The 24,118-nt window shown below is 60.9% G+C and carries 26 protein-coding genes; 16 read left to right on the top strand and 10 right to left on the bottom strand.

The window, feature by feature from the left end:
• Positions 1 to 33 precede the first annotated feature (33 nt).
• Positions 34 to 384, top strand: a complete 351-nt coding sequence (locus tag AC53L6_RS13650) for a cupredoxin domain-containing protein (RefSeq protein WP_299201867.1) — start codon at positions 34 to 36, stop codon at positions 382 to 384.
• Here the strand turns inward: AC53L6_RS13650 and AC53L6_RS13645 are convergent.
• Both AC53L6_RS13645 and AC53L6_RS13640 read right to left on the bottom strand, forming a co-directional pair.
• Positions 381 to 1,052, bottom strand: a complete 672-nt coding sequence (locus AC53L6_RS13645; RefSeq protein WP_496908239.1) for an SOS response-associated peptidase — start codon at positions 1,050 to 1,052, stop codon at positions 381 to 383. The genes AC53L6_RS13650 and AC53L6_RS13645 overlap by 4 nt on opposite strands.
• A 168-nt stretch (positions 1,053 to 1,220) precedes the next feature.
• On the bottom strand, positions 1,221 to 2,780 hold the full coding sequence (locus tag AC53L6_RS13640) for a bifunctional metallophosphatase/5'-nucleotidase (RefSeq protein WP_496908238.1): 1,560 nt from the start codon (positions 2,778 to 2,780) through the stop codon (positions 1,221 to 1,223).
• A 141-nt stretch (positions 2,781 to 2,921) separates the two neighbouring features.
• Between AC53L6_RS13640 and AC53L6_RS13635 the strand changes: the two genes are divergently transcribed.
• From AC53L6_RS13635 to AC53L6_RS13625, 3 genes are read left to right on the top strand one after another with little or no spacing between them, the layout of a single operon-like run.
• The gene (locus tag AC53L6_RS13635; protein ID WP_496908237.1) at positions 2,922 to 3,269 is read left to right on the top strand and encodes a DUF952 domain-containing protein; all 348 of its coding nucleotides are present in this window, start codon (positions 2,922 to 2,924) and stop codon (positions 3,267 to 3,269) included.
• Entirely contained in the window at positions 3,266 to 3,694 is a 429-nt protein-coding gene (locus AC53L6_RS13630) for a DUF1330 domain-containing protein (protein ID WP_496908236.1), read from the top strand. Before AC53L6_RS13635 ends, AC53L6_RS13630 begins: the two co-directional genes overlap by 4 nt.
• Complete coding sequence (locus tag AC53L6_RS13625) at positions 3,691 to 4,734, top strand: quinone-dependent dihydroorotate dehydrogenase (RefSeq protein WP_496908235.1); 1,044 nt, start codon at positions 3,691 to 3,693, stop codon at positions 4,732 to 4,734. The genes AC53L6_RS13630 and AC53L6_RS13625 overlap by 4 nt, the downstream gene beginning before the upstream one ends.
• A gap of 50 nt (positions 4,735 to 4,784) precedes the next feature.
• Here AC53L6_RS13625 and AC53L6_RS13620 read toward each other — a convergent pair whose 3' ends face one another.
• The 3 genes from AC53L6_RS13620 to AC53L6_RS13610 are packed head-to-tail and all read right to left on the bottom strand — an operon-like array spanning position 4,785 to position 7,042.
• Positions 4,785 to 6,116 carry an MATE family efflux transporter gene (locus AC53L6_RS13620; protein WP_496908234.1) on the bottom strand — a complete coding sequence of 444 codons (1,332 nt, stop codon included), beginning with the start codon at positions 6,114 to 6,116 and terminating at the stop codon, positions 4,785 to 4,787.
• Positions 6,117 to 6,617, bottom strand: a complete 501-nt coding sequence (locus tag AC53L6_RS13615; RefSeq protein WP_189369240.1) for a PaaI family thioesterase — start codon at positions 6,615 to 6,617, stop codon at positions 6,117 to 6,119.
• Positions 6,614 to 7,042 carry a PaaI family thioesterase gene (locus AC53L6_RS13610; protein WP_496908233.1) on the bottom strand — a complete coding sequence of 143 codons (429 nt, stop codon included), beginning with the start codon at positions 7,040 to 7,042 and terminating at the stop codon, positions 6,614 to 6,616. The genes AC53L6_RS13615 and AC53L6_RS13610 overlap by 4 nt, the downstream gene beginning before the upstream one ends.
• A gap of 125 nt (positions 7,043 to 7,167) precedes the next feature.
• Between AC53L6_RS13610 and AC53L6_RS13605 the strand changes: the two genes are divergently transcribed.
• Positions 7,168 to 7,539 carry a MerR family transcriptional regulator gene (locus AC53L6_RS13605; protein WP_299201842.1) on the top strand — a complete coding sequence of 124 codons (372 nt, stop codon included), beginning with the start codon at positions 7,168 to 7,170 and terminating at the stop codon, positions 7,537 to 7,539.
• 48 nt (positions 7,540 to 7,587) lie between these two features.
• Here the strand turns inward: AC53L6_RS13605 and AC53L6_RS13600 are convergent, their stop codons facing one another.
• Complete coding sequence (locus tag AC53L6_RS13600) at positions 7,588 to 8,034, bottom strand: universal stress protein (RefSeq protein ID WP_299599268.1); 447 nt, start codon at positions 8,032 to 8,034, stop codon at positions 7,588 to 7,590.
• A 227-nt stretch (positions 8,035 to 8,261) separates the two neighbouring features.
• On the opposite strand from AC53L6_RS13600, the gene AC53L6_RS13595 reads away from it, so the two are divergent.
• The 7 genes from AC53L6_RS13595 to AC53L6_RS13565 all read left to right on the top strand — a co-directional run bounded on the left by AC53L6_RS13595 (position 8,262) and on the right by AC53L6_RS13565 (position 16,370).
• Entirely contained in the window at positions 8,262 to 8,663 is a 402-nt protein-coding gene (locus tag AC53L6_RS13595; protein WP_299201836.1) for a MerR family transcriptional regulator, read from the top strand.
• A gap of 25 nt (positions 8,664 to 8,688) precedes the next feature.
• Complete coding sequence (locus AC53L6_RS13590; protein WP_496908232.1) at positions 8,689 to 10,470, top strand: acyl-CoA dehydrogenase C-terminal domain-containing protein; 1,782 nt, start codon at positions 8,689 to 8,691, stop codon at positions 10,468 to 10,470.
• A 46-nt stretch (positions 10,471 to 10,516) separates the two neighbouring features.
• Positions 10,517 to 10,729: a hypothetical protein gene (locus AC53L6_RS13585; RefSeq protein WP_496908231.1), complete on the top strand. Its 213-nt coding sequence runs from the start codon at positions 10,517 to 10,519 to the stop codon at positions 10,727 to 10,729.
• A 33-nt stretch (positions 10,730 to 10,762) separates the two neighbouring features.
• Entirely contained in the window at positions 10,763 to 11,911 is a 1,149-nt protein-coding gene (locus AC53L6_RS13580) for an acyl-CoA dehydrogenase family protein (protein WP_496908513.1), read from the top strand.
• A 303-nt stretch (positions 11,912 to 12,214) separates the two neighbouring features.
• Complete coding sequence (locus AC53L6_RS13575; protein ID WP_496908230.1) at positions 12,215 to 12,847, top strand: glutathione S-transferase family protein; 633 nt, start codon at positions 12,215 to 12,217, stop codon at positions 12,845 to 12,847.
• Between the two features lie 97 nt (positions 12,848 to 12,944).
• Positions 12,945 to 14,156, top strand: a complete 1,212-nt coding sequence (locus AC53L6_RS13570) for an acetyl-CoA C-acetyltransferase (protein WP_496908229.1) — start codon at positions 12,945 to 12,947, stop codon at positions 14,154 to 14,156.
• A 15-nt stretch (positions 14,157 to 14,171) separates the two neighbouring features.
• Positions 14,172 to 16,370: a 3-hydroxyacyl-CoA dehydrogenase NAD-binding domain-containing protein gene (locus tag AC53L6_RS13565; RefSeq protein ID WP_496908228.1), complete on the top strand. Its 2,199-nt coding sequence runs from the start codon at positions 14,172 to 14,174 to the stop codon at positions 16,368 to 16,370.
• 80 nt (positions 16,371 to 16,450) lie between these two features.
• Here AC53L6_RS13565 and AC53L6_RS13560 read toward each other — a convergent pair whose 3' ends face one another.
• Positions 16,451 to 16,945: a GNAT family N-acetyltransferase gene (locus AC53L6_RS13560; RefSeq protein ID WP_496908227.1), complete on the bottom strand. Its 495-nt coding sequence runs from the start codon at positions 16,943 to 16,945 to the stop codon at positions 16,451 to 16,453.
• 199 nt (positions 16,946 to 17,144) lie between these two features.
• On the opposite strand from AC53L6_RS13560, the gene AC53L6_RS13555 reads away from it, so the two are divergent.
• Together AC53L6_RS13555 and AC53L6_RS13550 are read left to right on the top strand one after the other, a co-directional pair.
• Positions 17,145 to 17,537, top strand: a complete 393-nt coding sequence (locus AC53L6_RS13555; RefSeq protein WP_496908226.1) for a GFA family protein — start codon at positions 17,145 to 17,147, stop codon at positions 17,535 to 17,537.
• Positions 17,534 to 18,160 carry a LysE family translocator gene (locus AC53L6_RS13550; protein ID WP_496908225.1) on the top strand — a complete coding sequence of 209 codons (627 nt, stop codon included), beginning with the start codon at positions 17,534 to 17,536 and terminating at the stop codon, positions 18,158 to 18,160. The genes AC53L6_RS13555 and AC53L6_RS13550 overlap by 4 nt, the downstream gene beginning before the upstream one ends.
• Positions 18,161 to 18,170: 10 nt before the next feature.
• Here the strand turns inward: AC53L6_RS13550 and AC53L6_RS13545 are convergent, their stop codons facing one another.
• The 3 genes from AC53L6_RS13545 to AC53L6_RS13535 all read right to left on the bottom strand — a co-directional run bounded on the left by AC53L6_RS13545 (position 18,171) and on the right by AC53L6_RS13535 (position 20,582).
• Positions 18,171 to 18,806: a Hint domain-containing protein gene (locus tag AC53L6_RS13545; protein WP_299201806.1), complete on the bottom strand. Its 636-nt coding sequence runs from the start codon at positions 18,804 to 18,806 to the stop codon at positions 18,171 to 18,173.
• Positions 18,807 to 19,008: 202 nt separating this feature from the next.
• A complete protein-coding gene (locus AC53L6_RS13540; RefSeq protein WP_496908224.1) occupies positions 19,009 to 19,653 on the bottom strand; it encodes a sulfotransferase family 2 domain-containing protein in 645 nt (214 codons plus the stop codon).
• The gene (locus AC53L6_RS13535) at positions 19,650 to 20,582 is read right to left on the bottom strand and encodes a DMT family transporter (protein WP_496908223.1); all 933 of its coding nucleotides are present in this window, start codon (positions 20,580 to 20,582) and stop codon (positions 19,650 to 19,652) included. Before AC53L6_RS13535 ends, AC53L6_RS13540 begins: the two co-directional genes overlap by 4 nt.
• 75 nt (positions 20,583 to 20,657) lie before the next feature.
• Here AC53L6_RS13535 and AC53L6_RS13530 point away from each other — a divergent pair, with 75 nt between their 5' ends.
• Complete coding sequence (locus AC53L6_RS13530) at positions 20,658 to 22,277, top strand: long-chain-fatty-acid--CoA ligase (RefSeq protein WP_496908222.1); 1,620 nt, start codon at positions 20,658 to 20,660, stop codon at positions 22,275 to 22,277.
• A 284-nt stretch (positions 22,278 to 22,561) separates the two neighbouring features.
• On the top strand, positions 22,562 to 24,100 hold the full coding sequence (locus AC53L6_RS13525) for a DUF427 domain-containing protein (RefSeq protein ID WP_496908221.1): 1,539 nt from the start codon (positions 22,562 to 22,564) through the stop codon (positions 24,098 to 24,100).
• Positions 24,101 to 24,118 lie beyond the last annotated feature (18 nt).

Genomic DNA, 24,118 nt, shown 5'->3' with positions numbered 1-24,118 from the left:
TCCGGGTGGGGCCGAAGCAAAAGGAGTGCTGGCATGAAGCGCGCGATGCAAATTGGGGCCGTTCTGGCCACGCTGACGGCTGCGACCGCGGTCTCTGCAGCTGAACACGAGGTTCTGATCCTACCGGACGCTTATTTCCCGTCGGTTGTGTATCTTGACGAGGGCGACACGGTGAAATTCACCAACCTCACCGGCTCGGAACACAACATCATCTCGAAACATGAGAGCTGGGCACTTGGTCCGATCGCGGATCAGGGATCCATGACCATGGTCGTTGAACAGGGCGTACAAACCACGTTCTACGACGCCAATGCCATTTCAGAGGAGGATGGATCCTTCCTCGTCGAGGGCAATCTGAGTTTTGCAGACGCACCACTCGACTAAGTGCCAATTGGGTTGATGAGGTCCGGACCAGACGCTCGGTTCGAATTGACCGCTGCATCAACCCGATGCCACTTCAGAGCATCATGAGGGGTGGCACGCATCAGCGTGGCGGCCCCTTTGCCCTTTTCGCCTAACCAAAGTGCGACATCCTCAGGCTCCAGAACCACGGGCATACGGTGGTGGATGGTCGACATGGGTGCGTTGGCAGCAGTAGTCACAATGGCTGCCGTACGAATTCGATCACCGTTGGGATCCTTTGGCGCCCACTCCTGCCAAACTGCTGCAAATACGAGCGGCGCACCATCGCTGCGGGTGATGTACCAAGGCAAGCGCGTATCACCCTCCCGGGTCCATTCATAGAAGCCAGAGGCCGGGATCACGGCGCGCCGTTCCCGACAAGCGGCCCGGAAAGCGGGTTTTTCGGCAATGGTTTCGGCCCGCGCATTGATCAGCAGCGGACCTTCGGTGGGTGTCTTGTACCAATGCGGGATGAACCCCCACCGCATTGGGGTCAGCCATCGCTGCCCACGCTGGTGGGTAACGGTGTGTACGGCGTCGGTCGGGCAGACATTGAAGTTGGGTATGTCGGGCATGTCATTCGCAGCAACCGCAGCAAACATCTCGGACATGTCTTCAGGGGCCAGCGATATAGAAAAACGTCCACACATGCAGATGACGCTATCTCGTATATCCCAAAACCGTAAGGCGGATCTTGATCCGCCAGCGCGGCGGAGGACACCTGCGCCTTACGATTGGGTACAAAAAAAATAAGGCGGAGCATCAACTCCGCCTTACTCTTGATCCTGTAAGGCGCAGGTGTCCTGCGCCCTTTCAGATTACTTGGCCGTGATCCGACCATCGGTGTAGGGCGTGAACGGCCCTTGCGCGGCCAGATACTCAGCTGTCACGTCTGCGAGATCCGGGCCGAAATCATAGGCATTTTCCGCATCCACGAACATCGCATATCCGTCGCCGCCATTGCGCACGTAGTTGTTGCTGACCACGCCATAGAGTTTGTCCATGTCGATGGGCGCGTCGCCGACCATGACATCACTAACCCGCTCACCAGCGGGCTTTGCCACGTCAAAGGCATAGCTCATTCCCGCAACCTGCGGGAAACGTCCGGCGCCATCCTCAATCTGGCCTACTCCGTTCTCAAGAGCAGCCACGATAGCAGCACCAGACACCTGGAAGGTCGACAGCGTGTTCTGGAACGGCAGCACGGTCAGCACCTCACCCATGGTCACTTCGCCCGCGTCAATGGATGCGCGAATGCCTCCACCGTTCTGGATCGCAATCTCGATCCCCTGATCCTTCACCCGATCCAGCATCGCATCTGCAATGAGCGAGCCCATGGGGCATTCCATCGCGCGGCACGTGTCGCGACCGCCTTCGATGGCTTCAGCGGCTTCGGCCACGACCCGCGTTTTCATCTCTTCGATGGGCGCGCCCATCTCTGCGATCCGTGCAAGGAAATCAGTGTTGGGCTCAACGGAAGCGTCCAGCAGCATCGGATCACCCGAGGCTGCAGTCACGTTGCCGTCGTCATCAAAAGTCACCGTCAGATGACCCAGGTACTTGGTGTAGGCATAGGCCTGCGCCACTGCTGCATCGTCCACCATGGTGGGATAGGCCGGTGTTTCTGCATCGTCATTGGACATCAGCGTATGGCTGTGACCGCCGATCACCACGTCGATGCCATCGACCGCCTCGGCAATCGCGAGGTCTTTGTTCAGGCCCACGTGATTGAGTGCGATGATAATGTCGACCCCTTCGCCTTGCAGGGTGGCGACGTCTGCTTGCAGCGCCTCGATTTCGTCCTGGAAAACGACGTTGGGGCCGGGCGAGGATGTCTCGACCGTGTCAGTGGCCAGCGCGGAGATCACGCCGATCTTCTTGCCGCCGACTTCGAGCACCACATGATTTTCGACCTTGCCGCTCAGCGTTTCTTCGGCAGACAGATCAAGGTTGCCGGAGATGACGGGGAAGCTGACCTTCTCGATGAAATCGGCTAGGCCCTGCGGGCCATCGTCGAACTCGTGGTTGCCCACGGCCATGGCATCATAGCCCATCTGCTCCATGAACTCGGCCTCGGCCGCGCCCTTGTAGGTGGTGTAGAAGAGCGAGCCCTGAAACGGATCGCCTGCGTCCAGTACGACGACGTTCTGGTTGTCGAGCGATGCCTTCTTGGCGTCGATGGCCGTCTTGACCCGCGCCACACCCCCAAAGCATTCGCCTTCGGCTTCGCCCTCGGCATTGCAGGTCGAATCGAAACGGTTGATCGATTCAATGCGGCTGTGCATGTCATTGGTGTGCAAAATATGCAGCGTATATTCGGCGGATGCCATGCCCGCGCTCAGCGCCAGCGCAGCAGTGCCCATCAGAAATCGGGTCATCTGGTGTCTCCCTCATTGGTTATGTCCATATCGTGACAACAATCTGCACCACGAGTCAAAGCGGTTCCTTAGGGAAAGCGCGCAACAAATCCATGACAGCGCGCACTTGACCACTGCGTAAGCAAGCTGCATCACGCACCCATGCTGATTTACAAGATTTTCCGCGCCCCCGAATGGGCGCATCTGCGCGAAAACGGCAGCACTCCCGGCGCGCCGATTGATGTGCAGGACGGCTATGTCCATTTCTCGACCGCCACACAGGCCGCCGAAACCGCCGCCAAGCATTTCGCAGGCGAAGACAACCTGTTCCTGATCGCGGTCGATACGGACGCTCTGGGTGACGACCTGAAATGGGAAGTGTCCCGCGGCGGGGCCGAGTTCCCGCACCTGTATCGCGAGATGCGGCTGGCAGATGTCCACTGGGCCCAACCCTTGCCACTGGAAAACGGAATTCACCAGTTCCCGCCGGGCGCAGGGTTCGACACATGACCCATATCGATCCCACAGCAGAACAGTTTCAGGCCTTCAAGGACCTGCCGCGCGACACACCGATCGAGATGCTCAACCTCGTCCGTTTCAACGATCTCGCCAACTACCCCGGCGACCACGAATTGGCGCGCGACGGGCTAACGGGCGCGCAGGCCTATGCACTTTATGGCAAGCACTCGGCCCCGGTTCTGGGCAAGGTCGGTGGCCGGATTGCATGGCGCGGGGGATTCGAAACCACGTTGATCGGTCCGGCAGACGAGGCGTGGGACGCCGTGTTCATCGCCCGCTACCCGACTGCAGGTGCCTTCCTCGCCATGGTCACAGATCCTGAATACAGGCGCGCTGTGGTGCACCGACAGGCAGCCGTCAAAACCTCGCGCCTGATCCGGTGCAAACCAGCAGACAAGGGCGCGTCGTTCGGATGAAACAAGCACTGGAACGCATCGGAACCCAAGCCCTGCGCCGGCTGGATCCGGAAACGGCGCACGGATTGGCCCTCAAGGCGCTGCACACACCGCTTGCGCCGCTCCCAGGCCCGATCACAAGCGACCGTCTGCGCACATCGCTGGCCGGTATGGATCTGCCCAACCCCGTGGGCCTTGCTGCGGGCTTCGACAAGAACGCCACGGCCATCGCCCCCCTCAGCCGGGCCGGTTTCGGCTGGATCGAGGTCGGCGCCGCCACCCCACTGCCCCAACCCGGCAACCCCAAACCGCGGCTTTTCCGGCTGACCGAAGATGCAGCGGCCATCAACCGTTTCGGATTTAACAATGACGGGATGGAGGCGATTGCCGCCCGCCTGGCGAAACGCCCCAAAGGTGTGCCCGTGGGCCTGAACCTTGGCGCCAACAAGGACAGCGCCAACCGGGCCGAAGACTTTGCCAAGGTGCTGCAACACTGCGCATCGCACATCGACTTCGCCACGGTCAATGTCTCCAGCCCCAACACGGAAAAACTGCGGGACCTGCAAGGACCAATGGCATTGGCTGCACTGCTTGACGGCGTCATGCAGGTGCGCGGTGACATCCCCGTTTTCCTGAAAATTGCACCAGATCTGACCGATCAAGACCTCGCCGACATCGCCAAAGTGGCAGAGGACGCCCGGGTGGCCGCGATCATTGCAACGAATACCACACTGGACCGCACCGGCCTGCGCAGCGCGCATGCTCAGGAAAAGGGTGGCCTGTCCGGCGCTCCACTGTTCGAAAAATCCACTCGCGTCCTCGCCCAACTGCACAACCTGACCAAGGTTCCTCTGATAGGGGTCGGTGGCGTGGCCTCCGCCGAACAAGCCTACGCCAAGATCAAGGCCGGTGCGTCAGCGGTGCAGCTCTACACAGGCCTCGTTTATGGCGGTCTCAGCCTCGCAGCTCGCATCGCGGAAGGGGTGGACGCCCAACTGCAACAAGACAGCTTCCAATCCGTGGCGGAAGCGGTCGGCACGGAAACAAAGAACTGGCTCTAAGCTTCTTCTGACTGAAAATACTACGGGGTCTGGGGCAGCGCCCCAGTCCTTCACCCGGCCGCCCGCTCCAACGCCGGATAGCGCAATCCCAGCGTCACTCCCCGCGCGACAAATGAAATAAGAATCGCAGCCCACAGCCCGTGATTGCCCATAAGCGGCAGCAGGATCAGCACAGCCAACCAATACAGAACAAAAGAGATCGCCATCATGTTGCGCATGTCCCTCCCCCGGCCGGCGCCAATGAATATGCCATCGAACATCCACGCGGCACAGCCGACCAACGGGGCGGCAACCATCCACCACAGGTACTCCCGCGCCACCACCTGCACCTCAACGTCCTTGGCCATCACGTCAATGAGCCACGGACCGACAAACAGAAACGCGCCTGCGGTGACGCAGCAAATCGCCATGCCCCACATAGATGTCATCAGCGCGGACCGGCGCACGCGCATAGGATCGCGACGGCCGTAGGCGCGTGCGATCAGGGTTTCAGCGGCAAAGGCAAAGCCGTCCATGGCATAGGCGGTGATGTACATGAACTGGATCAACACCTCGTTCGCGGCCAGCGTCACATCACCGAACCGCGCGCCCAGAAACACGAAGCTGGAAAAGATGATCATCAGCATCAGCGAGCGCAGCAGAATATCCGTGTTCAGAAGCGCCATCTTGATCAGTTGCGCCCGCCGCAGCACGCGCGGCCAGTCACGCCACGCGGGGCGATCAAACGCTGCCCGACAGAACCACAGCCCCAAGCCCGCGCCAAGCACCTCGGCGACGACGGTGGCAATGGCCACGCCGCTCACCCCCCAGCCAAAGCCCAGCACAAAGACGAAGTTCAGGATGATGTTCACCCCGTTCATCACCAACTGCACCCAGAACACGCCGCCCGTCCGCTCCATCGCCACCAGCCAGCCGGTCAGCGCGTAGACAGCGATGGCCGCCGGGGCGGTCCAGATGCGGATGAACAGGTAATCGCGGGCCAGGCTCTCGACCTCGGCGCTGGCAGGCGACAGCTGGAAAGCCAGCCAGACGATCGGGAATTGCAGCAGGATCAGACCCGCGCCGCCCATGGCAGCTACCAGCAAGGCACGGGTCAACCAGGCTGATACCTCATCATCATCCCCTGCGCCTGCCGCTTGCCCGGCAAGGCTGACGGTGCCCATGCGCAGGAACCCGAAAATCCAGTAGACGGTGCTGAGGATAATGGCACCCATAGCCACGGCGCCAATAGGCGCGGCCTCTCCCATTTGCCCCACGACACCGACATCCACAGCCCCCAGGATCGGTACGGTGGCGTTGGACAACACAATGGGCAGCGCAATCCTGAGCACCCGCTTGTGGGTCAGCGGCGCTGGTGGTTCGGTGGTGGCTGCCGCCTCCATCTAGCGCCGTTGCGGCATGACAAAATGCCCGGTGGCCTGCGCAAACAGCCGGTCTCGATTGTCCTGCCAGCCTTCCACATGGACCGAGGCATAGCGCCGCCCCGACCGGTTGATGCGCGCACGGGCGTAGGCGTCACGCGGCAAGCCTGAGCGCAGATAGTCGACCGAAAAATCGACCGTCTTGGGCAAACGGGGCAACTTGGGTGCGGTACTCGGATCAAAGTCCAGCGCACCGCTTTCGATGTCTTCCCATAAGTAGGACCAGGACAAGGTGATCACCGCCGTCGCTTCAAGGAACGCAGCCGTCACCCCGCCATGCAGCGCGGGCAACAGCGGGTTGCCGATCAGCTTTTCATCAAAGGGCAGCACGCCGGTCAACTCGTCCCCGCGCCGATCAAAGGTCAGTCCAAGATACTGAATATAGGGCACACCGCTGACCAGCGCCGATAGCGCAGCATCGCGGCGCTGCTTGACAACCTGCACGGGCTCGGGCCGCTTCATCGCTTGCCCTCCACCGTGAAAGCGCCTGCGGCCGTGGCCACAGGATTGTCGCTGTCATCATCACAGGCGGTGGCCCGCACGAAAGCCACCGATCGCGTGACATGGTAACAGGTTGCGCGGGCGGTGATGGCCTGGCCGGGCGTGGCCGCCCGCATATAGTCGATGCGCAGATCAAGCGTGGCCGTCCCGCCAAGGTTTTCCGGGTGACTCATCACCGCGGCCCCGCAACAGGTGTCCATTAATGCGGATACAGCGCCGCCGCTGATCACGCCCGTCTCAGGATCGCCGATCAACCGGTCATCATAGGGCATGGTGATTACCGCAACACCATTCTCCATCTCAGTCAGCTTCATCCCCAAATCTCGGGAATGTGGAATGGCTTCAATGAATTGTCGGGCAAGCTTGAGTTTGTCTGGATCGGACATATGGCCTCGTCACACGGTCGTGGATGCAAGTTATGGGTCTTGTGCGCAGATTGGGCAAGGCACCTGTTGCGTGCCGCGCGCACGCGCCTTAGGCTTGAAGTCCAGGGATGGAGACAAAGGAAGTCATGGCAGACGACCGCTTGAGCTTTAAAGAGATGTGCGCGGAATTTGATGTGACGCCGCGCACGCTGCGCTACTACGAATACATCGAATTGCTGCAACCGGACCGCGAAGGCAGATCGCGCTTTTACGGCCCCCGGGAAAGCGCGCGCATGAAACTAATCCTGCGCGGACGCAAGTTTGGCTTCCAACTGGAAGACATTCGGCAGTGGCTACTCATCTACGAACATGAAGGCACCGAGGCCCAAATGCGTGCCTGGATCGAACTTGCCGACGGGCAGCTCAAAGAACTGGACGAGCAGCGTAAACAACTGGACGAAGCGCGGGACGAATTACAGGGCCTGCGCGACAGCGTTGCCGGGGAACTCAAGGGTTAAACCGACCGCAGCGCACATCGCCGCACCCGGTCATCATTTCAAAGCACCCTAGATGACGGACAGGGTCGCGCATTTCGCCAGATGATTGACCTGCTGGCTGGTGCTTCCCTGGACCAGCGACCCAATGCTGCCCAAACCACGCCGTCCCGTGACGATCAGATCGGCACCCACATCCTGTGCGCATGCCGTGATTTTCTGGGCTGGATCGCCCTGATCCGTACGTGCTTCGACGATCTCGTTGCCGCATTCGTTCGCGATTGCGGTGGCGCCCTCCACAATCTTGCTTGCCGCTTCCTCCACCTCTTCGAGGCTCGGCATCGTGGTGACGGCGTGGTATCCCGCTACGGCCCCCAGCGCAAAAGCAACCGTTTGTGGCTGTGGGGTGTGCACCAGATAGAGCGCACTGTCATACTTGCCGGCTAAATCGCAGGCAATGCGCACCGCATTGTCCGATGTGCTTGATCCATCAACCCCAACTACAATTCTCTTGAACATGTCATGCACTCCCTTTGACTGCATGCGCAGCCTAGCGAGGCGATGAGTACGCCACCTTGATATGCATCAACGTGGAAAAATCCGTCGTGCCGCCAGTTGACGTGGCAAAAAATCACGTCAACCTCCTTCGTGACGCAACGTACAGCTTACGTCAACGTCATCTGCCGGTTGCATCGAATCCATGTCTCCACCATGTGATGGGCGCAACAGGATATGCGAGTGATCCGATGAGTGAGAAAACCATGACCATCCGCGAAATGTGCGACGCGTTTGCCGTCACACCGCGGACCCTGCGCTTCTACGAAGCCAAGGAACTGCTGTTCCCGATCCGCGAGGGCCAAAAGCGCCTGTTCACCAAACGCGACCGGGCCCGTCTGAAGCTGATCCTGCGCGGCAAGCGCTTTGGTTTCAGCCTTGAGGAAATCCGCCAGCTTCTGGACCTCTACGACATGGGTGACCAGCAGCAGACGCAACTGGCGCGCACCTATGACATCGCCCGTGACCGACTGGCCGACATGGAGCGCCAACGCGATGAGTTGACCGAGGCCATAGATGACCTTCGGAACCAATTGAAGTGGGGCGAAAAGATGATCGCCTCGATGAATACCACGAAGAAGGCCGCTGAATAAGCGCCGCCGCACTAGGGAGAGACTTATGCCAAGCTACACGCCCCCCACCAAGGACATGCAATTCATCCTGCACGACGTACTGAACGTCACAGGCGCCGACATCCCTGGCTACGATGAACTGGAGGCCGACTTTACCTCCGCCATCCTCGACGAAGCTGGCAAACTGACCTCCGAGGTCCTCGCCCCGCTGAACGTCGTGGGCGACAAGGAAGGCTGCCGTTTGGAAAACGGCGTGGTCTACACCCCCACCGGGTTCAAGGACGCGTTCGAGCAGGTCAAAGAAGGCGGCTGGCCCGGTCTGGACATGCCCGAGGAATTCGGCGGCCAGAACATGCCCTACGTCATCGGCACCGCAGTGGGCGAGATGTTCTCGTCCGCCAACATGGCCTTCACCATGTATCAGGGTCTGACGCACGGCGCGGCCTCGGCCATCCTGGCGCACGGCAGCCAAGCCCAAAAGGAAACCTATCTGCCCAAGATGGTGTCCTGCGAATGGACCGGCACCATGAACCTGACCGAACCGCATTGCGGCACGGACCTGGGCCTGATGCGCACCAAGGCTGAACCGCAAGACGACGGCAGCTACAAAATCTCCGGCCAGAAGATCTTTATCTCCGCCGGTGAGCACGACATGGCCGACAACATCATCCACTTGGTTTTGGCGAAGATCGTCGGTGGTCCCGAAGGGATCAAGGGCGTGTCGCTCTTTATCGTGCCCAAGTTCCTCGTGAACGAAGACGGCTCGCTGGGTGCCCGCAACGGTGTCGCCGTTGGCAACATCGAAGAGAAGATGGGCATTCACGGCAACTCCACCTGCGTGATGAACTATGACGGGGCCGTAGGCTACCTGATTGGCGAAGAGCACAAGGGCATGCGCGCCATGTTCACCATGATGAACGAAGCGCGTCTGGGTGTGGGCATGCAAGGCCTGTCCCAGGCCGAGGTCGCCTATCAGAACGCCGTTGAGTACGCCAACGACCGTCTGCAAGGGCGCGACGTGACGGGTGCCAAGGCCCCTGAAAAGCCCGCCGATCCGCTGATCGTGCACCCTGACATCCGCCGCTCGCTGATGGACCAGAAGTCGTTCGCAGAAGGCGCGCGCGCGTTCATCCTGTGGGGCGCGACCATGATCGACGCCGCCCACCGGGCTGGTGACAAGGACGCCGACGGCCTCGTGTCGCTGCTGACCCCGATCATCAAAGGGTTCCTGACGGATGTTGGCTACGACAACACCATCAAGGCCCAGCAGGTCTATGGCGGTCACGGCTACATCGAGGAATGGGGCATGTCGCAATACACCCGCGACGCCCGTATCGCGATGATCTACGAAGGGGCTAATGGCGTGCAGGCGCTGGACCTCGTGGGCCGCAAGCTGGCGCAAGACGGTGGCAAGCACGTGATGGCGTTCTTTGACCTGGTCAAAAGCTTCATCAAGGACAATTCAGGCCAGGACGAAGCGTTCGACAAGGAATTCCTGGAACCGCTGAAAGCCGCCTCCAAGGACCTGCAGGCCGCGGGCATGTACTTCATGCAGAACGGCATGACGAACCCGAACAACGCGCTGTCCGGGTCCTACGACTTCATGCACATGTTCGGACATGTGTGCCTCGGCCTGATGTGGGCCAAGATGGGCAAAGCGTCGCGCGCGGCACTGGCGGGTGGCACGTCCGACCCGGAGTTCCACGAGACCAAACTGGCAACGGGCCGCTACTACATGGCGCGCCAACTGCCCGCCACGGCGCTGCACCTGACACGCATCCAGACCGGTGCCGACACTGTGATGGCACTGGAAGCGGCAAACTTCTAAAGTTAGGGCGGGGTAACACCCCGCCCTATCGCTTTTCGGAGACCGCATGCCCAAACGCTTTCGCCTCACCCGCCGCTTTCCCGTCGCTATGACCGAGGATGGCTATCGCCGCCTCAAGCGGTTTGCCGCCGAAGCGGGGCTGGACGAGGGCGAAGCCCTGTCGTTCCTGTTCGAGAATTTCGATAGCGTGATGCACGAAGAAAACCTGACAGCCCGCCTGCGGCTGTTCAATTCCGAACTTGAGGCGCGCAAGCGCTAGACCTGTCTCCTGGGGAGGAAACAAGTGAAAGATATGGCTGCCGGTCCGTCTACGTGGATGACCGAGGAACACCAGATGATCGCCGACATGACGGCGCAATTCATCACCAACGAATGGGCGCCCCATTTCGACCGCTGGCGCAAACAGGGCGAGATGGACCGCGAGACTTGGGCCCAAGCGGGCGAGCTGGGTCTGCTCTGCCCCTCGATCCCCGAAGAATACGGCGGCGCAGGCGGCGATTTCGGCCACGAAGCCGCGATCCTCGTCGAAGCTGCGCGGGCGAACCTCGCAAGCTGGGGGCACGGCATCCATTCCGGCATCGTCGCGCACTACGTGCTGTCCTACGGCACCGAAGACCAGAAGCAGCGCTGGCTGCCCAAACTTGTCACGGGCAAGTTGGTTGGCGCGCTGGCGATGACAGAACCCTCGACCGGCTCGGACGTTCAAGCGATCAAGACCCGCGCAATCAAGGATGGCAATGCCTACAAGCTGAACGGCTCCAAAACCTTCATCACCAACGGCCAGCACGCCAACCTGATCATCGTCGCCGCCAAAACAGACCCGACCCAAGGTTCCAAGGGCGTCTCGCTCGTGGTGCTGGAAACAGACGGGGCGGAAGGTTTCCAACGCGGACGCAATCTCGACAAGATCGGCATGCACGCCTCCGACACATCGGAACTGTTCTTCGACAACATCGAAATCGCCCCAGAAAACATCCTTGGCGGCACCGAAGGCCAGGGCTTCTACCAACTGATGCAGCAACTGCCGCAGGAGCGCATGGTCATCGCCTGCGCCGCTGTGGGGGCAATGGAAGGCGCGGTGGAGCGCACGCTTCAATACTGCAAGGAACGCGAAGCCTTCGGCGGCAACCTCCTGCAATTCCAGAACACCCGCTTCAAACTGGCAGAGGCCAAGACCAAAACCATGGTCAGCCGGTCTTTCTTTGACGAGTGCATGGCCGACCACATCCGCGGCAAACTGACGGTCGATAAGGCCGCAATGTGCAAGTACTGGACCACAGACACACAGGCCTGGGTGTTGGACGAATGCCTGCAACTGCACGGCGGCTACGGGTTCACCAACGATTACGACATCGGCGGCATGTGGACAGACGCCCGGGTGCAGCGCATCTACGGCGGCACCAATGAGATCATGAAAGAGCTGATTGCGAGGGCGTTTTGATGCGCCTGGCCGAACAGCCTTTGGCAGATCGGCCCTCCGGGGGCGGTTTACTTGGCGAAATGAAGATTGGATCCACCCTGCTTGTCCCGGGCGGTGTCCACCGAGGCCGGGAAAGCAGGGCTTCACTTCGCACATGGCTCAGCTCCGCAGCCTGCCATGCCCTCTCACCATCGGGGCACTAACCTTAATGTGGCGTAAACGGGATCACCTTCATTTCGCCAGATAAACCGCACGGGGGTCCGGGGGGTGTGAAACCCACCGGTCCTGCCCACTCAAATCTCAAGACCGGAAAGGCCTGCGCCAATGACCCTGAAACTGCACTGCTTCGGCGAAAGCGGGAACTCTTACAAAGCGGCTCTTGCCCTGCAACTCTCCGGTCTCGACTGGGAACCGATCTTCGTGGACTTCTTTGGGGGTGCTGCGCGCACCGATGAATACCGTGCGCTCAACCCGATGGGTGAGGCTCCATTGCTGATTAACGGCGACCAGAAGATCAGCCAGTCCGGGGTCATCCAGCAATACATCAGCGACAAGACCGGCAAATTCGGGGGCGACGGCGATGACAAATACGAAGTGCTGCGCTGGGTCCTGTGGGACAATCACAAGCTCAGCTCCATGTGCGGCGTCACCCGCTTCCTTATGAACTTTCTTCCCGAAGGCAAACGCCCCCAAGAGGTGATTGCCTTCAACCAGGGGCGCCTCAAGGGCGCGTATACTGTGCTTAATACACATCTCGAAGGGCGCGATTGGATTGTGGGCAACGGCATCACCAATGCCGACCTCAGCTGCTGCGGCTACCTCTATTACCCTGAACCGTTTGGCTTTGATCGCACGGACTGGCCTCATATCGACCGCTGGCTCGACAACATATCGAACACGCCCGGATGGAAGGCCCCTTACGATCTTATGCCCGGCTCTCCTGCCGACCGGGCGTAAGTTTACCCGAAGCGTCGCAACGTCACCCTTGATTAGACCAACCGGTCTATCCCACCTACAGATCAAAGAACACGCCACTGGCAGAAGGACGAATACGATGACCGAAGCCTATATCTACGACGCGATCCGCACCCCGCGCGGTAAGGGCCGCAAAGACGGTGCCTTGCACGAAGTGACCTCGCTGCGCCTGTCGACCCTGACTCTGAACGCGCTGAAAGAGCGCAACAACATTGACGGCCACGTGGTCGAGGATGTGATCTGGGGCAACGTCACCCAAGTGATGGAACAGGGCGGCAACCTCGCTCGGACGGCCGTTCTCGCCTCCGACCTTGATGAGGCCATCCCCGGCATCGCCATTAACCGCTTCTGCGCCTCCGGTCTTGAGGCCGTCAACATCGCCGCCAACCAGGTACGTGGTGGGGCCGGTGACGGCTACATCGCTGGTGGTGTGGAAATGATGGGCCGCGTTGCCATGGGATCTGACGGGGCGGCCATCGCGGCCGACCCGTCGATTGCGATGGAGAGCTACTTTGCCCCCCAAGGCATCGGCGCGGATCTGATCGCCACCGAATATGGCTTTTCCCGCGATGACGTCGACCAGTACTCGGTCGAAAGCCAGCGCCGGGCCAAGGCCGCGTGGGACGACAAGCGGTTCGCCAAATCCATCATCCCGGTCATGGACCAGAACGGCCTGCCGATCCTGGATCACGACGAATACATGCGCCCGCAGACCGACATGCAGTCGCTGGGCAGCCTCAACGCCGCTTTTGAGGCCATGGGCAAGGTCATGCCCGGCTTCGACAAGGTCGCACTGATGAAATATCCCCACCTTGAACGCATCAATCACGTGCACCACGCAGGCAACTCGTCGGGCATCGTTGACGGCGCCGCAGCCCTGCTGATCGGCAACGAGGAACTGGGCGAGAAGCTGGGCCTCAAGCCCCGCGCGCGCATCAAGTCCACCGCAAAGATCGGCACTGACCCCACCATCAACCTGACCGGCCCCGTGCCCGTCACCGAAAAGATCCTGCGCGACAACGGCATGAACATCGGTGACATTGACCTGTTCGAAGTGAACGAAGCCTTCGCCGCCGTCGTCCTACGCTTCCTGCAGGCATTCGACGTCGACCACGGCAAGGTGAACGTCAACGGCGGCGCCATCGCCATGGGCCACCCGCTGGGCGCCACCGGTGCCATGATCCTCGGCACGCTGCTGGACGAGATGGAGCGGACCGACAAGGAAACCGGTCTTGCCACACTCTGCGTCGCCTCCGGTATGGGTGCCGCCACAATCATCGAACGCGTGTAAGGGGAGAAGAGAACAATGGCTGACTTTACACTGACCAAAGACGCCGACGGCATCGCCACCATCACATGGGATGTCGAGGGCAAGACCATGAACGTCATGTCCCTCGAAGGGCTGGCGCAACTCAACGACCACATTGATGACGTGCTGGCCGATGACGCGGTCAAGGGCGTGGTGATCACCTCCGGCAAGGACACCTTCGCCGGTGGCATGGACCTGAACCTGCTCGCCAAGATGAAGGAAGAGGCCGGCGACAACCCCGCCAAGGGCCTGTTCGAAGGCACGATGAAAATGCACGGCCTTCTGCGCAAGATCGAACGTGCGGGCATGGACCCCAAGACCAACAAGGGCGGCAAACCGATTGCCGCCGCCCTGCCCGGCACAGCCGCTGGCATCGGCCTGGAACTGCCGCTGGCCACGCACCGCACCTTCATCGCCGACAACCCCAAGGCCAAGGTGGGTCTGCCCGAAATCCTCGTCGGGATATTCCCCGGCGCGGGTGGCACAACCCGTCTGGCGCGCAAGCTGGGCGCGATGGACGCCTCGCCCTTCCTGCTGGAAGGCAAGATGGTCTCTCCCGCCAAAGCCAAGGGCAAGCTGGTCGATGAGGTCGTCGCCGACCCCGTTGCCGCAGCCCGCGAATGGGTGCTGAACGCGACCGATGCGGACCTTGTGAAGCCTTGGGACCAGAAGGGCTACAAAATGCCCGGTGGTGCCCCCTATCACCCCGCTGGCTTCATGACCTTCGTGGGTGCAGCCGCCATGGTGAACGGCAAGACACAAGGCGTCTACCCAGCCGCCAAGGCGCTGCTGAGTGCCGTCTATGAAGGCGCGCTCGTGCCCTTCGACACGGCGCTAAAGATCGAAGCACGCTGGTTCACCAATGTGCTCCTGAACCCCTCCTCCGGTGCCATGATCCGCTCGCTCTTCCTCAACAAGGAAGCGCTGGAAAAGGGCGCTGTGCGGCCCCAAGGCATTGAAGACCAGCGGGTCAAGAAACTTGGCGTTCTGGGTGCGGGCCTGATGGGCGCAGGCATTGCCCTCGTGTCCGCTCAGGCGGGCATGGAAGTGGTGCTGATCGACCGCGATCAGGAAAGCGCGGACCGGGGCAAGAACTACTCCGAGAAGTACGTCGAGGGCGGCATCAAACGCGGCAAGACCACGCAGGAAAAGGGCGAGGCGCTTTTGTCCCGCATCACCGCCACCCCCGATCTTGACCAACTCAAAGGCTGCGACCTGATCATCGAAGCCGTGTTCGAAGACCCCAAGGTCAAGGCCGAGATCACGCAAAAGGTCGAGGCGATCATCCCCGACGACTGCATCTTTGCCTCCAACACCTCGACCCTGCCGATCTCCGAACTGGCAAAAGCGTCGAAGAACCAGGAGCAGTTCATCGGTATCCACTTCTTCTCGCCCGTCGAGAAAATGTTGCTGGTCGAGATCATCAAAGGCGCCAACACCGGCGACCGGGCCGTGGCCAAGGCGCTCGACTACGTGCGCCAGATCCGCAAAACACCCATCGTGGTCAACGATGCGCGCTTCTTCTACGCCAACCGCTGCATCATCCCTTACATCAATGAAGGGACGCGGATGGTCACCGAAGGGGTCGAACCTGCGCTGATCGAAAACGCGGCCAAGATGGTTGGCATGCCGCTGGGTCCGCTGCAATTGACGGACGAGACGGCCATTGATCTGGGTGCCAAGATCGCCCGCGCGACCAAGGCCGCCATGGGCGCCGACTATCCCGACAGCCCCTCCGACGACCTGATCTTCTGGCTCGAAGAGTTGGGCCGCATGGGCCGCAAGGCGAACGCGGGCTTCTACGACTACGATGAGAAGGGCAAACGCCAGGGCATCTGGCGCGGTGTGCACGACAAGTACCCGCTGATGGACGAGCAGCCCGACCTGGGTGAAGTCCAGCACCGCCTGCTCTTCTCCCAAGTCCTCGAAGCCGTCCGCGCATTGGAAGAAGGCGTCCTGATGGACATCCGCGAGGGTGACGTGGGCGCGATCCTCGGCTGGGGCTTTGCCCCATGGTCCGGCGGTCCGCTGTCCTGGCTCGACATCATCGGCGCGCCTTACGCTGCCGAACGCTGCGACCAGCTGGAAGCCAAGTATGGCGAGCGCTTCAAGTGCCCCGCCCTGCTGCGCGAGATGGCCGAGAAGAACCAAAGCTTCTATGGCCGCTTCGGCCCCAAGGAAGCCGCGGCAGCCTGATCGGCGTCCAATGCAAGATACTCAAGGGGCTGCGTTCTGCGCGGCCCCTTTTGCATTGAAGCGGCCCGTTTCGAACGCCATCAGCTTAACTGCAAACGGTACAACAGCGCGTCCTCAGACGCCCCGTTCTCCCTGATGGCATCCGGCAAGACACCGAACTGCACGTATCCGTGCCGTTTATAAAACGCGATAGCGCGGGTGTTCGCGGGTGCAACGCTCAGTTCGATCTGCTCTACCTCACCCTCTTTCGCTTCGTCCAGAACACCCTGCATCATGGCCTGCGCGGCCCCAGTCCCCTGGAAATCGGGTGTGACATAGAACGGCCCCAACTCCGCTCGGTGCCGCGTCCGCGCCTGTCGTTGCGGGCGATAACCGCAAAACCCGATCAAAGCATCGTCGTCGAACACGCCACGCAGCCCACCATATGCAAGAACCTTGCTGGCCGTCTCGACAGTCATCACCCGGCTCTCCTCCTCGGTCATCAGAAAACCGCTTGGTGCAACAGTGGCCCCTTCCTGACGCAGAATAAGCCACGCTCGCGCGTCTTCGATCCCCAGCTTACGATATGAAAACAATGGTTTACGCTCCGGTTTACGCTGTGTGTCGCGACCATAGGATCTGTTTGGTCGCAGCGCACCGCGCCGCCTTGCAAAACGCCTGAACCAGCGAACATCGGCCTTCCTTGGCAAGCAATGGCAGCACCGCCTGTTTTCGCCTGTGGACGCGGTTGGCCCCATGGGCATACTGCAAACGCGTCAAGGGGGAGGCATGCACATGGACCAGATCACGGCCGGTTGCGTCTGCGGTGCCGTGCGCCTTGTGGCCACGGGACAGCCCGACCGGGTGGGCATCTGCCATTGCCTAGACTGCCGCAAGCACCACGGCGCCCTGTTCTTCGCCGCCGCCATCTTTCCACGTGAAGCTGTTGAAATCACGGGGGAAACACGGGACCATGCGGGAAGGCACACCTGCGCCACCTGTGGATCCTCCGTCTTTGCCACCAGCGATGGTGAGGTTGAGATCCACCTGGGTTCACTTGACGAACCCGGGAAATTCACCCCAACCTACGAATTATGGACCATCCGTCGGGAGCCCTGGCTGCCCGCCTTCCCCGGCATGACCCAATACGCCCGTGGGCGCGACACCCCGACATCGGAGGAGACATGATCGACCCGACACTGCTCATCGCCTTCATCACTACAACCCTGCTGTTCGTTGCGGCACCTGGCCCCTCCGTCGCCTTTGCCACGGCGCAGGGGCTGAAACACGGGCGTCGCGGTCTGTTCATCACTGTCGCCGGGGATGGTCTGGGCACCATCGTTCACATCGCGGTTGCGGCCAGTTCACTGGCCACGCTGCTCGCCTTGTCTGACGTCATCCTACCGCCCCTGCAAATCGCGGGAGGAGTCTTTATCGTCTGGATGGGCCTACAATCCTTTGCAGCCATACGCAATGGCGCCACGTTCCGGGCAACGGCGGCCAACAAGGTGACGTTCTGGGCGGGCTTCTTTGCCTGCGTCTCGAACCCGAAAGCGATTGTGTTTTTTGTGGCGCTGTTTCCGGCATTCATCTCGGCCGATCACAGCGTTTTGGTGCAAACCCTGATCTACGGGGTGATCTTTCTGGTGCTCGATGCCCTGTCGATCATCGGGTACGCCTTGCTGACAATGCACACGGTGAACCGCGCAACCTCACGCTGGCTCAATCCACATATGCTGACCGGGACCGGGCTGACGGGCGTGGGCCTGACAATGATCGTCAAAGGCTACCGGGCCCTGCCCGGCACCTGAGCCCCCCGGATCAGGCCACAATCCCGTAGCGTGCGTCTTCGACCTTCATGCATTCAACAAGGAAAGCCGCATCGCGGGCCGGGATCACATCGTAGCCCGGCACCGCGGCGCACAGTTCATCAAGGTGCATCATGTGCCGGGGGCAATGAACGAGAGCACCCCCTTCGGCATACACAACCTGTTCCCCGGCAAAAACCAGAGTGATGATTTCGATTTGCGTCCGCGGCGCCATGCGCCGGACACCCCGATACCCTTCCAGCGACTTGGCCGACAGAACCGCAAACGGATCGCCAAAGGCATCACAAGCCGCGTCGCTTTCCACCAGCACACCCTGATCAGGCAACAGCTCAAGATCAGCGCTGTTGCCAAGTGTCCCCGCGGGGACAAGGACCGAATGATAGGCGGAAGGCACCGACGCATCTGCGGTCCAAAAAATGTCGCGCCGCACCTCGACCAGGGGCTGCAAACCTGCGTCGAATGTCAGAACCAGATCGCCCGCGGCCAAAGCATCCACCGCCCGCCACCCCATCGACGTTGCCACCCGCGTGCCTGCCAACAGCCCCCGCGTTGTCATGACCCCACCATCCCAAGCTGCCGTCGATTCCGGCATCCGGCGTGGCGCTTGTGTCTTTGCCCATCCAAACATCTTTTCCATCCCCATGGTGCGGCGCTGGCAGCGCGCCGGTTTTGTTCTGATGTCGCCAATTGCAGTGATTCCCAAGGCCAAGACGGGCCGCAATCTGGGCGGGAATGAGGCACTGTCGCCCCAAACGGCTCCAGTGACCCCGCCACTGCCCCGTTGTTTACAAACTAAGGACAGTTTTCAGCGCATGCGGGTAAATGGGGTGTCATTCGAAGGAATAACCGAATCTTTCGACATCCTCAGCACAGGCTTCTGTAACGGCTTCACGTGCATCGTCCGAGTAGTAACCTCGGTAATCTGCAGCCCTGTCCGACGCGTTGACGCGTGGGGGCAATTGCAGGCGAAACCCCAAGTGATCCCAAAGCGGTTCAGCATCCGCGTCAAAATGCTCAAGCCGTATGTAAAGATCGCAACGCTCCCGCCCAGCAGCATCAGTCATGTAGCGACGCGCCGGGTTTGCCTGCATCGACGACCGCGTATGGGACGCACAGGCAAAATCGCAAAACTCCATCTGACCGGCCAGCGCGACGGCAGGATGGTCAAAGCTCTGCTCCCGCAACCAATGATAATAGCTGACCATCCGGTCCCAGGGATTGCGCACCAGGGTAAAGGCAAAAAGACCGTCAAGGCTGGGCACCAACCCCTCGATATCCGACAGCGTCGAGTGCTTCCACAACCGGCCACGCGTCTTGATGTTCTTTACCTTGTGCCGCCGCTTCAATGCTTTGGGCGTGTCGCCCAGCATGATGTCGTCCTTCATCGCCCGCGCCTCAAGCGCTTGGGCCATGGCCGTGCCCCCGGTCTTGGGGGCGTGGACAAAGATGTATTTGCGGCCAGTGCTCAGGATCATGACGCAAGCTTAGCCGCCCTTTCCCGGCTGCGCACTGCGATGATGAACCCGGCCGCCACGATCAATGCAATTCCGGCACCTTGCAGCCAAGTGACGGGCTGACCCAGCAATATCCAGCCAAAGAAAGGCCCGAAGATCATGATCGAGTATTCGAAGACTGCCACATGGCTGGCCTCGCCGATCTGGTAGGCGCGATTCAACAGGCCAACGCCCAGCACGGACCCAAACACCTGCACCAGCAGATAGGGCCACGCCGCGTCAATGGGCCAGACCCAACCGCGTGTCAGAAAGGCCATGCCCCCTGCGCCGACCGGAGGATCAAGAACGCTGATGAGCGCAAGCACGACCGTCCCGAGTGCGCCCTGCGCGACAAAGATACCGAACAGCAAAGTCAGCGTGCTTTCTCCATCGCACAGCGCCCGCGTCGCGACGACGCCCGAGGCGTAGAGGATCCCGCCCACCACTGGCAGCGCTGCGACCCACCCCAGGGTGCCCCCGGATGGGCCAAGGACAACGAGGATGCCCGCAAAGCCAACAGCCACGGCAATGATCCGCCATGGACCTATCCGCTGCCTGAGAACGAAGGCCGTCAGCAGCAGCACGAAGATGGGCGAGGTGAAAAGCCCGGCAAGCGCCATTGCGATGGGCATGAAGGCAAGTGCGCCGAAATAGCAGAACATGCCGGTTGCGATAAGCATGGACCGAAACGCCACGGCGCCGACCCTGCGGGTACGCAAGGTCCCAAAGCCCAAGGCTGACAGGGCAAGCACGATGGGGGCGGCGAGCAGCAACCGCATGACCAGGAACTGCCACACCGAAATCGTCTGGGCGATCACGGCGACATAGATGTCGATGGCACCGATCACGCACATTGCCCCCACCATGTTCAGCGCAGCGGCTGTCGGGTGGTGGCTCTGATATGTCGTCATGGGACTTTCCATTGCTTGCGCCCCTCGCCATAACGACGCAACATCGCTGCGCAAGACGATACGGGGAGGACCGATATGGGTTGGATGGCAGATGAAACAGGCCTCGGCAAGACGGCTGCGAACTATGTGCCCCTGACACCGCTGTCGCATCTGCGGCGGGCGGCATCGGTCTTTGCCGATCGGGTGGCGGTGATCTACGGATCGCACCGCGTGACCTACGCGCAGTACTACGAGAGATGCACACGCCTCGCGTCCGCGTTGGCCGCCAAGGGCGTGGCCCCGGGCGATGTCGTGGCGACCCTGATCCCCAACCTGCCCGCCCACGCAGAAGCACATTTCGGCGTGCCTGCCTGTGGCGCCGTTCTGAACACTATCAACACCCGTCTCGACGTGGATACGGTCGCCTATATCTTTGATCATGGCGGCGCGAAGGTCGTGCTGGTGGATTCCCAGTTCCTGGAGCTGGCGGAGGCTGCATCACAGCAGATGGACGGCTCGGCGCCTGTTCTAATCGAATGCCCGGACCCCCATGCCGGGTTCCCCGCATCGGGACGGCATCAGACCTATGAGGATCTGCTTGCAGCAGGCGATCCTGCCTTTGAGTGGATCATGCCAGAGGATGAATGGGAGAGCCTTGCGCTCAACTATACCTCGGGCACAACCGGACGGCCCAAGGGTGTCGTCTATCATCACCGGGGGGCATACCTGATGACCATGGGCACGGTCGTGTCATGGCGCATGGTTCTGCATCCCGTGTTCATGGCCATCGTGCCCCTGTTTCACTGCAACGGCTGGAACCACACATGGATGATGCCAATGCTGGGTGGCACCTTGGTGTGCTGCCGCGACGTGACGGCCACGGCCATCTACAATGCGATCCACTACGAAGGCGTGACCCATTTCGGTGGTGCGCCAATCGTCCTGAACATGATTGTAAACGCGCTGGACGAGGATCGGCGAACCTTTGATCACGTGGTCGAGGTCTTTACCGCTGGTGCGCCCCCGGCCCCCGCAACCCTGGCCAAGATCGAGGCTTTGGGGTTCAACGTGACGCAGGTCTACGGGCTGACTGAAACCTATGGCCACGTGACCGAATGCCTGTGGCAAAGCGATTGGGACGGGGCCGAGGACACCGCTGCGATCAAGGCGCGGCAGGGCGTGGCCTTTCCCATGATGGAGCACATCACTGTCATGGACGCCGATATGGCTCAGGTGCCGCTGGATGGGGCCGCGCAGGGCGAGATCATGATCCGCGGCAACTCGGTCATGAAAGGGTATCTGAAGAACCCGGATGCGACGGCGAAGGCGTTCGAAGGCGGGTATTTCCATTCGGGCGACATCGCGATCCAACATCCTGATGGCTACATCCAGATCGCGGATCGCGCCAAGGACATCATCATCTCCGGGGGTGAGAACATCAGTTCCGTCGAAGTGGAGGGTGTGCTGATGGGGCATCCGGATGTGAACCTTGCCGCTGTGGTGGCGAAACCGGATGACAAATGGGGCGAGGTGCCCTGTGCCTTTGTGGAGTTGAAGCCCGGCACCAACCCGAGCGAGGCGGATTTGATCGCGTTTTCGCGTGAAACCTTGGCCGGGTTCAAAGCCCCGAAGAAGGTGGTGTTTCAGGAGTTGCCAAAGACCTCGACCGGGAAGATCCAGAAGTTTGAATTGCGGAAATCCGCAGCCGCTTTGTGATCCTCGTTTTCGTCGTATCTGGTGCCATTTGAACCAAAAAAGGCTGTCCCCCTGGGGTTTGTCCCCGCGGGGACAACCTGTTCTGAGCCTTTGCGTGATTTTCATGGCTTTCTGATTTGTGCCTGTTTTCAAGAGCCTGCCCCACCGAGCGGTCGTTTTAGTCAAATTTAACCAAAAAATTTCAAACTGACGGCCGAGAGGCCGCAGTTTTTCCAAATGCCCTGCCCCTCTTGGTGGTTTGACCTCGTGCGCCCATGTAGGATGAACGCTTAGGGGGACTTGCCATGAGCCTTGACGACCTGCCCAAACCCAGTGGCTACTGCATTGACGTAGAGCCGCTGACGCGCCCGGTGCGCATCTGGCACGACGATGTGCTGTTGGTTGAAACCACGCGCGCCCGTGCGATGTATGAGACACGGCTGCCAACCGCGATTTACGTGCCGCGCGAGGATATTCTGGTCGATCTTGGCCCCCAGACCGGCCTTCAGACTTTCTGCCCGTTCAAGGGCACGGCGAGCTATCACGATGTTCTGCTGGATGGTGAAACCATCGAAAACGGTGTCTGGTCCTATGTGTCGGCCTTGCCCGAGAGCAAGGCCATTCAAGGCTATGTCGGCTTCATGCCCAATGCTGCCACGCGCGTCGAATTGAGCGAAAACCAGTTGCAGACCGAGCGCGATGGCAACATCACCGGGCCGCTGGTCGACTGGCTGATGCGCGAGGCGGGTACGCTGCCCGACCCGGAGGCTTTTACACGCGCCCTGGCCACCAAGATGCGTGAGAACGGGATCGCCGTATCACGCCTTGCCGTTCTGATCTGGTCGCTGCATCCAATGATTGCGGGCAAGAACTATATCTGGCGCGCAGATACGGATGACGTGCAGACCTTTGCCCCATCCTATGACATTCACAGCTATCCGGGCTTTTTGAATAGCCCGTTGCAGCATGTGTCCAAGGGTCTGGGCGGGGTGCGGCAGCGCTTGGGAGATACGGACGAGGCATCGCGCTTTCCGATCATGGACGAGCTGCGGGCCGAGGGGGCGACCGATTACGTGGCCATGCCCCTGCCCTTTTCCGATGGGCGCACGAATGTGCTGACCCTGACCACGAACCACCCCGACGGTTTCACGACCGAGAACCTGGGGCTGGTGTTTGAATGTGCGACCGTCATCAGCCGGTACTACGAAGTGTTCATGCAGCGCGAGAATGCGCAGGCGCTGCTGGAGACTTACGTGGGCAAGCGGTCCGGCGCGCGGGTGCTGGGCGGAGAGATCCGGCGCGGCGATGGGGACGAGATTGATGCGGCGATCATGTTCTGTGACCTGCGCGGGTCAACCCGATTGGAGCAGGAGCTGCCGCGGGATGAGTATATTGCACTTCTGAACGCGTTTTTGGACATCACGTCGACCATCGTGGACGCGCATGGCGGCGAGGTTCTGAAATTCATTGGCGACGCTGTGCTGGCAGTCTTCCCCGCGGGTGAGGATGCGGCGACGGCCTGCGCCTCGGCCCTTGAGGCGGCGCGGGAGGTGGTTGCCAAGGTGGCAGAAGACGAAGTGACGGCGCAAACGTCTTGCGCCATCGGGATCGCCTTTGGTCGCGTCACCTACGGCAATATCGGGTCAAGCACGCGGTTGGATTTCACCGTGATCGGCCTTGCCGCCAATGTGGCAGCACGCCTGTGCGATGCGGGCAAGCGCCAGGGCCACGCGATCATGGTCACGGACGAGGTGGCGGCGGGCCAGACCGGATTGTCCGATCTGGGCCCATTGGAGTTGCGCGGTGTCAGCGCAGCGGTTCACGCGTTTGGCGATATGTCGTAAGGCGGAGGTGTCCTCCGC

The organism is Tateyamaria sp. LSS28 (genome assembly GCF_059611725.1).
This window is presented reverse-complemented; position numbering and strand designations above follow the sequence as displayed.

Excerpts from the sequence above, each read along its gene's own strand:
- AC53L6_RS13610 (WP_496908233.1), bottom strand. The coding sequence starts at position 7,042 with ATGTCCGATCCAGACAAACTCAAGCTTGCCCGACAATTCATTGAAGCC.
- AC53L6_RS13640 (WP_496908238.1), bottom strand. The coding sequence starts at position 2,780 with ATGACCCGATTTCTGATGGGCACTGCTGCGCTGGCGCTGAGCGCGGGC.
- AC53L6_RS13595 (WP_299201836.1), top strand. The coding sequence starts at position 8,262 with ATGAGTGAGAAAACCATGACCATCCGCGAAATGTGCGACGCGTTTGCC.
- AC53L6_RS13575 (WP_496908230.1), top strand. The coding sequence starts at position 12,215 with ATGACCCTGAAACTGCACTGCTTCGGCGAAAGCGGGAACTCTTACAAA.
- AC53L6_RS13550 (WP_496908225.1), top strand. The coding sequence starts at position 17,534 with ATGATCGACCCGACACTGCTCATCGCCTTCATCACTACAACCCTGCTG.
- AC53L6_RS13635 (WP_496908237.1), top strand. The coding sequence starts at position 2,922 with ATGCTGATTTACAAGATTTTCCGCGCCCCCGAATGGGCGCATCTGCGC.
- AC53L6_RS13620 (WP_496908234.1), bottom strand. The coding sequence starts at position 6,116 with ATGGAGGCGGCAGCCACCACCGAACCACCAGCGCCGCTGACCCACAAG.
- AC53L6_RS13625 (WP_496908235.1), top strand. The coding sequence starts at position 3,691 with ATGAAACAAGCACTGGAACGCATCGGAACCCAAGCCCTGCGCCGGCTG.
- AC53L6_RS13555 (WP_496908226.1), top strand. The coding sequence starts at position 17,145 with ATGGACCAGATCACGGCCGGTTGCGTCTGCGGTGCCGTGCGCCTTGTG.
- AC53L6_RS13530 (WP_496908222.1), top strand. The coding sequence starts at position 20,658 with ATGGGTTGGATGGCAGATGAAACAGGCCTCGGCAAGACGGCTGCGAAC.
- AC53L6_RS13615 (WP_189369240.1), bottom strand. The coding sequence starts at position 6,617 with ATGAAGCGGCCCGAGCCCGTGCAGGTTGTCAAGCAGCGCCGCGATGCT.
- AC53L6_RS13540 (WP_496908224.1), bottom strand. The coding sequence starts at position 19,653 with ATGATCCTGAGCACTGGCCGCAAATACATCTTTGTCCACGCCCCCAAG.
- AC53L6_RS13545 (WP_299201806.1), bottom strand. The coding sequence starts at position 18,806 with ATGTTTGGATGGGCAAAGACACAAGCGCCACGCCGGATGCCGGAATCG.
- AC53L6_RS13585 (WP_496908231.1), top strand. The coding sequence starts at position 10,517 with ATGCCCAAACGCTTTCGCCTCACCCGCCGCTTTCCCGTCGCTATGACC.
- AC53L6_RS13525 (WP_496908221.1), top strand. The coding sequence starts at position 22,562 with ATGAGCCTTGACGACCTGCCCAAACCCAGTGGCTACTGCATTGACGTA.
- AC53L6_RS13600 (WP_299599268.1), bottom strand. The coding sequence starts at position 8,034 with ATGTTCAAGAGAATTGTAGTTGGGGTTGATGGATCAAGCACATCGGAC.
- AC53L6_RS13630 (WP_496908236.1), top strand. The coding sequence starts at position 3,266 with ATGACCCATATCGATCCCACAGCAGAACAGTTTCAGGCCTTCAAGGAC.
- AC53L6_RS13565 (WP_496908228.1), top strand. The coding sequence starts at position 14,172 with ATGGCTGACTTTACACTGACCAAAGACGCCGACGGCATCGCCACCATC.
- AC53L6_RS13570 (WP_496908229.1), top strand. The coding sequence starts at position 12,945 with ATGACCGAAGCCTATATCTACGACGCGATCCGCACCCCGCGCGGTAAG.
- AC53L6_RS13650 (WP_299201867.1), top strand. The coding sequence starts at position 34 with ATGAAGCGCGCGATGCAAATTGGGGCCGTTCTGGCCACGCTGACGGCT.
- AC53L6_RS13590 (WP_496908232.1), top strand. The coding sequence starts at position 8,689 with ATGCCAAGCTACACGCCCCCCACCAAGGACATGCAATTCATCCTGCAC.
- AC53L6_RS13535 (WP_496908223.1), bottom strand. The coding sequence starts at position 20,582 with ATGACGACATATCAGAGCCACCACCCGACAGCCGCTGCGCTGAACATG.
- AC53L6_RS13645 (WP_496908239.1), bottom strand. The coding sequence starts at position 1,052 with ATGTGTGGACGTTTTTCTATATCGCTGGCCCCTGAAGACATGTCCGAG.
- AC53L6_RS13605 (WP_299201842.1), top strand. The coding sequence starts at position 7,168 with ATGGCAGACGACCGCTTGAGCTTTAAAGAGATGTGCGCGGAATTTGAT.
- AC53L6_RS13580 (WP_496908513.1), top strand. The coding sequence starts at position 10,763 with ATGGCTGCCGGTCCGTCTACGTGGATGACCGAGGAACACCAGATGATC.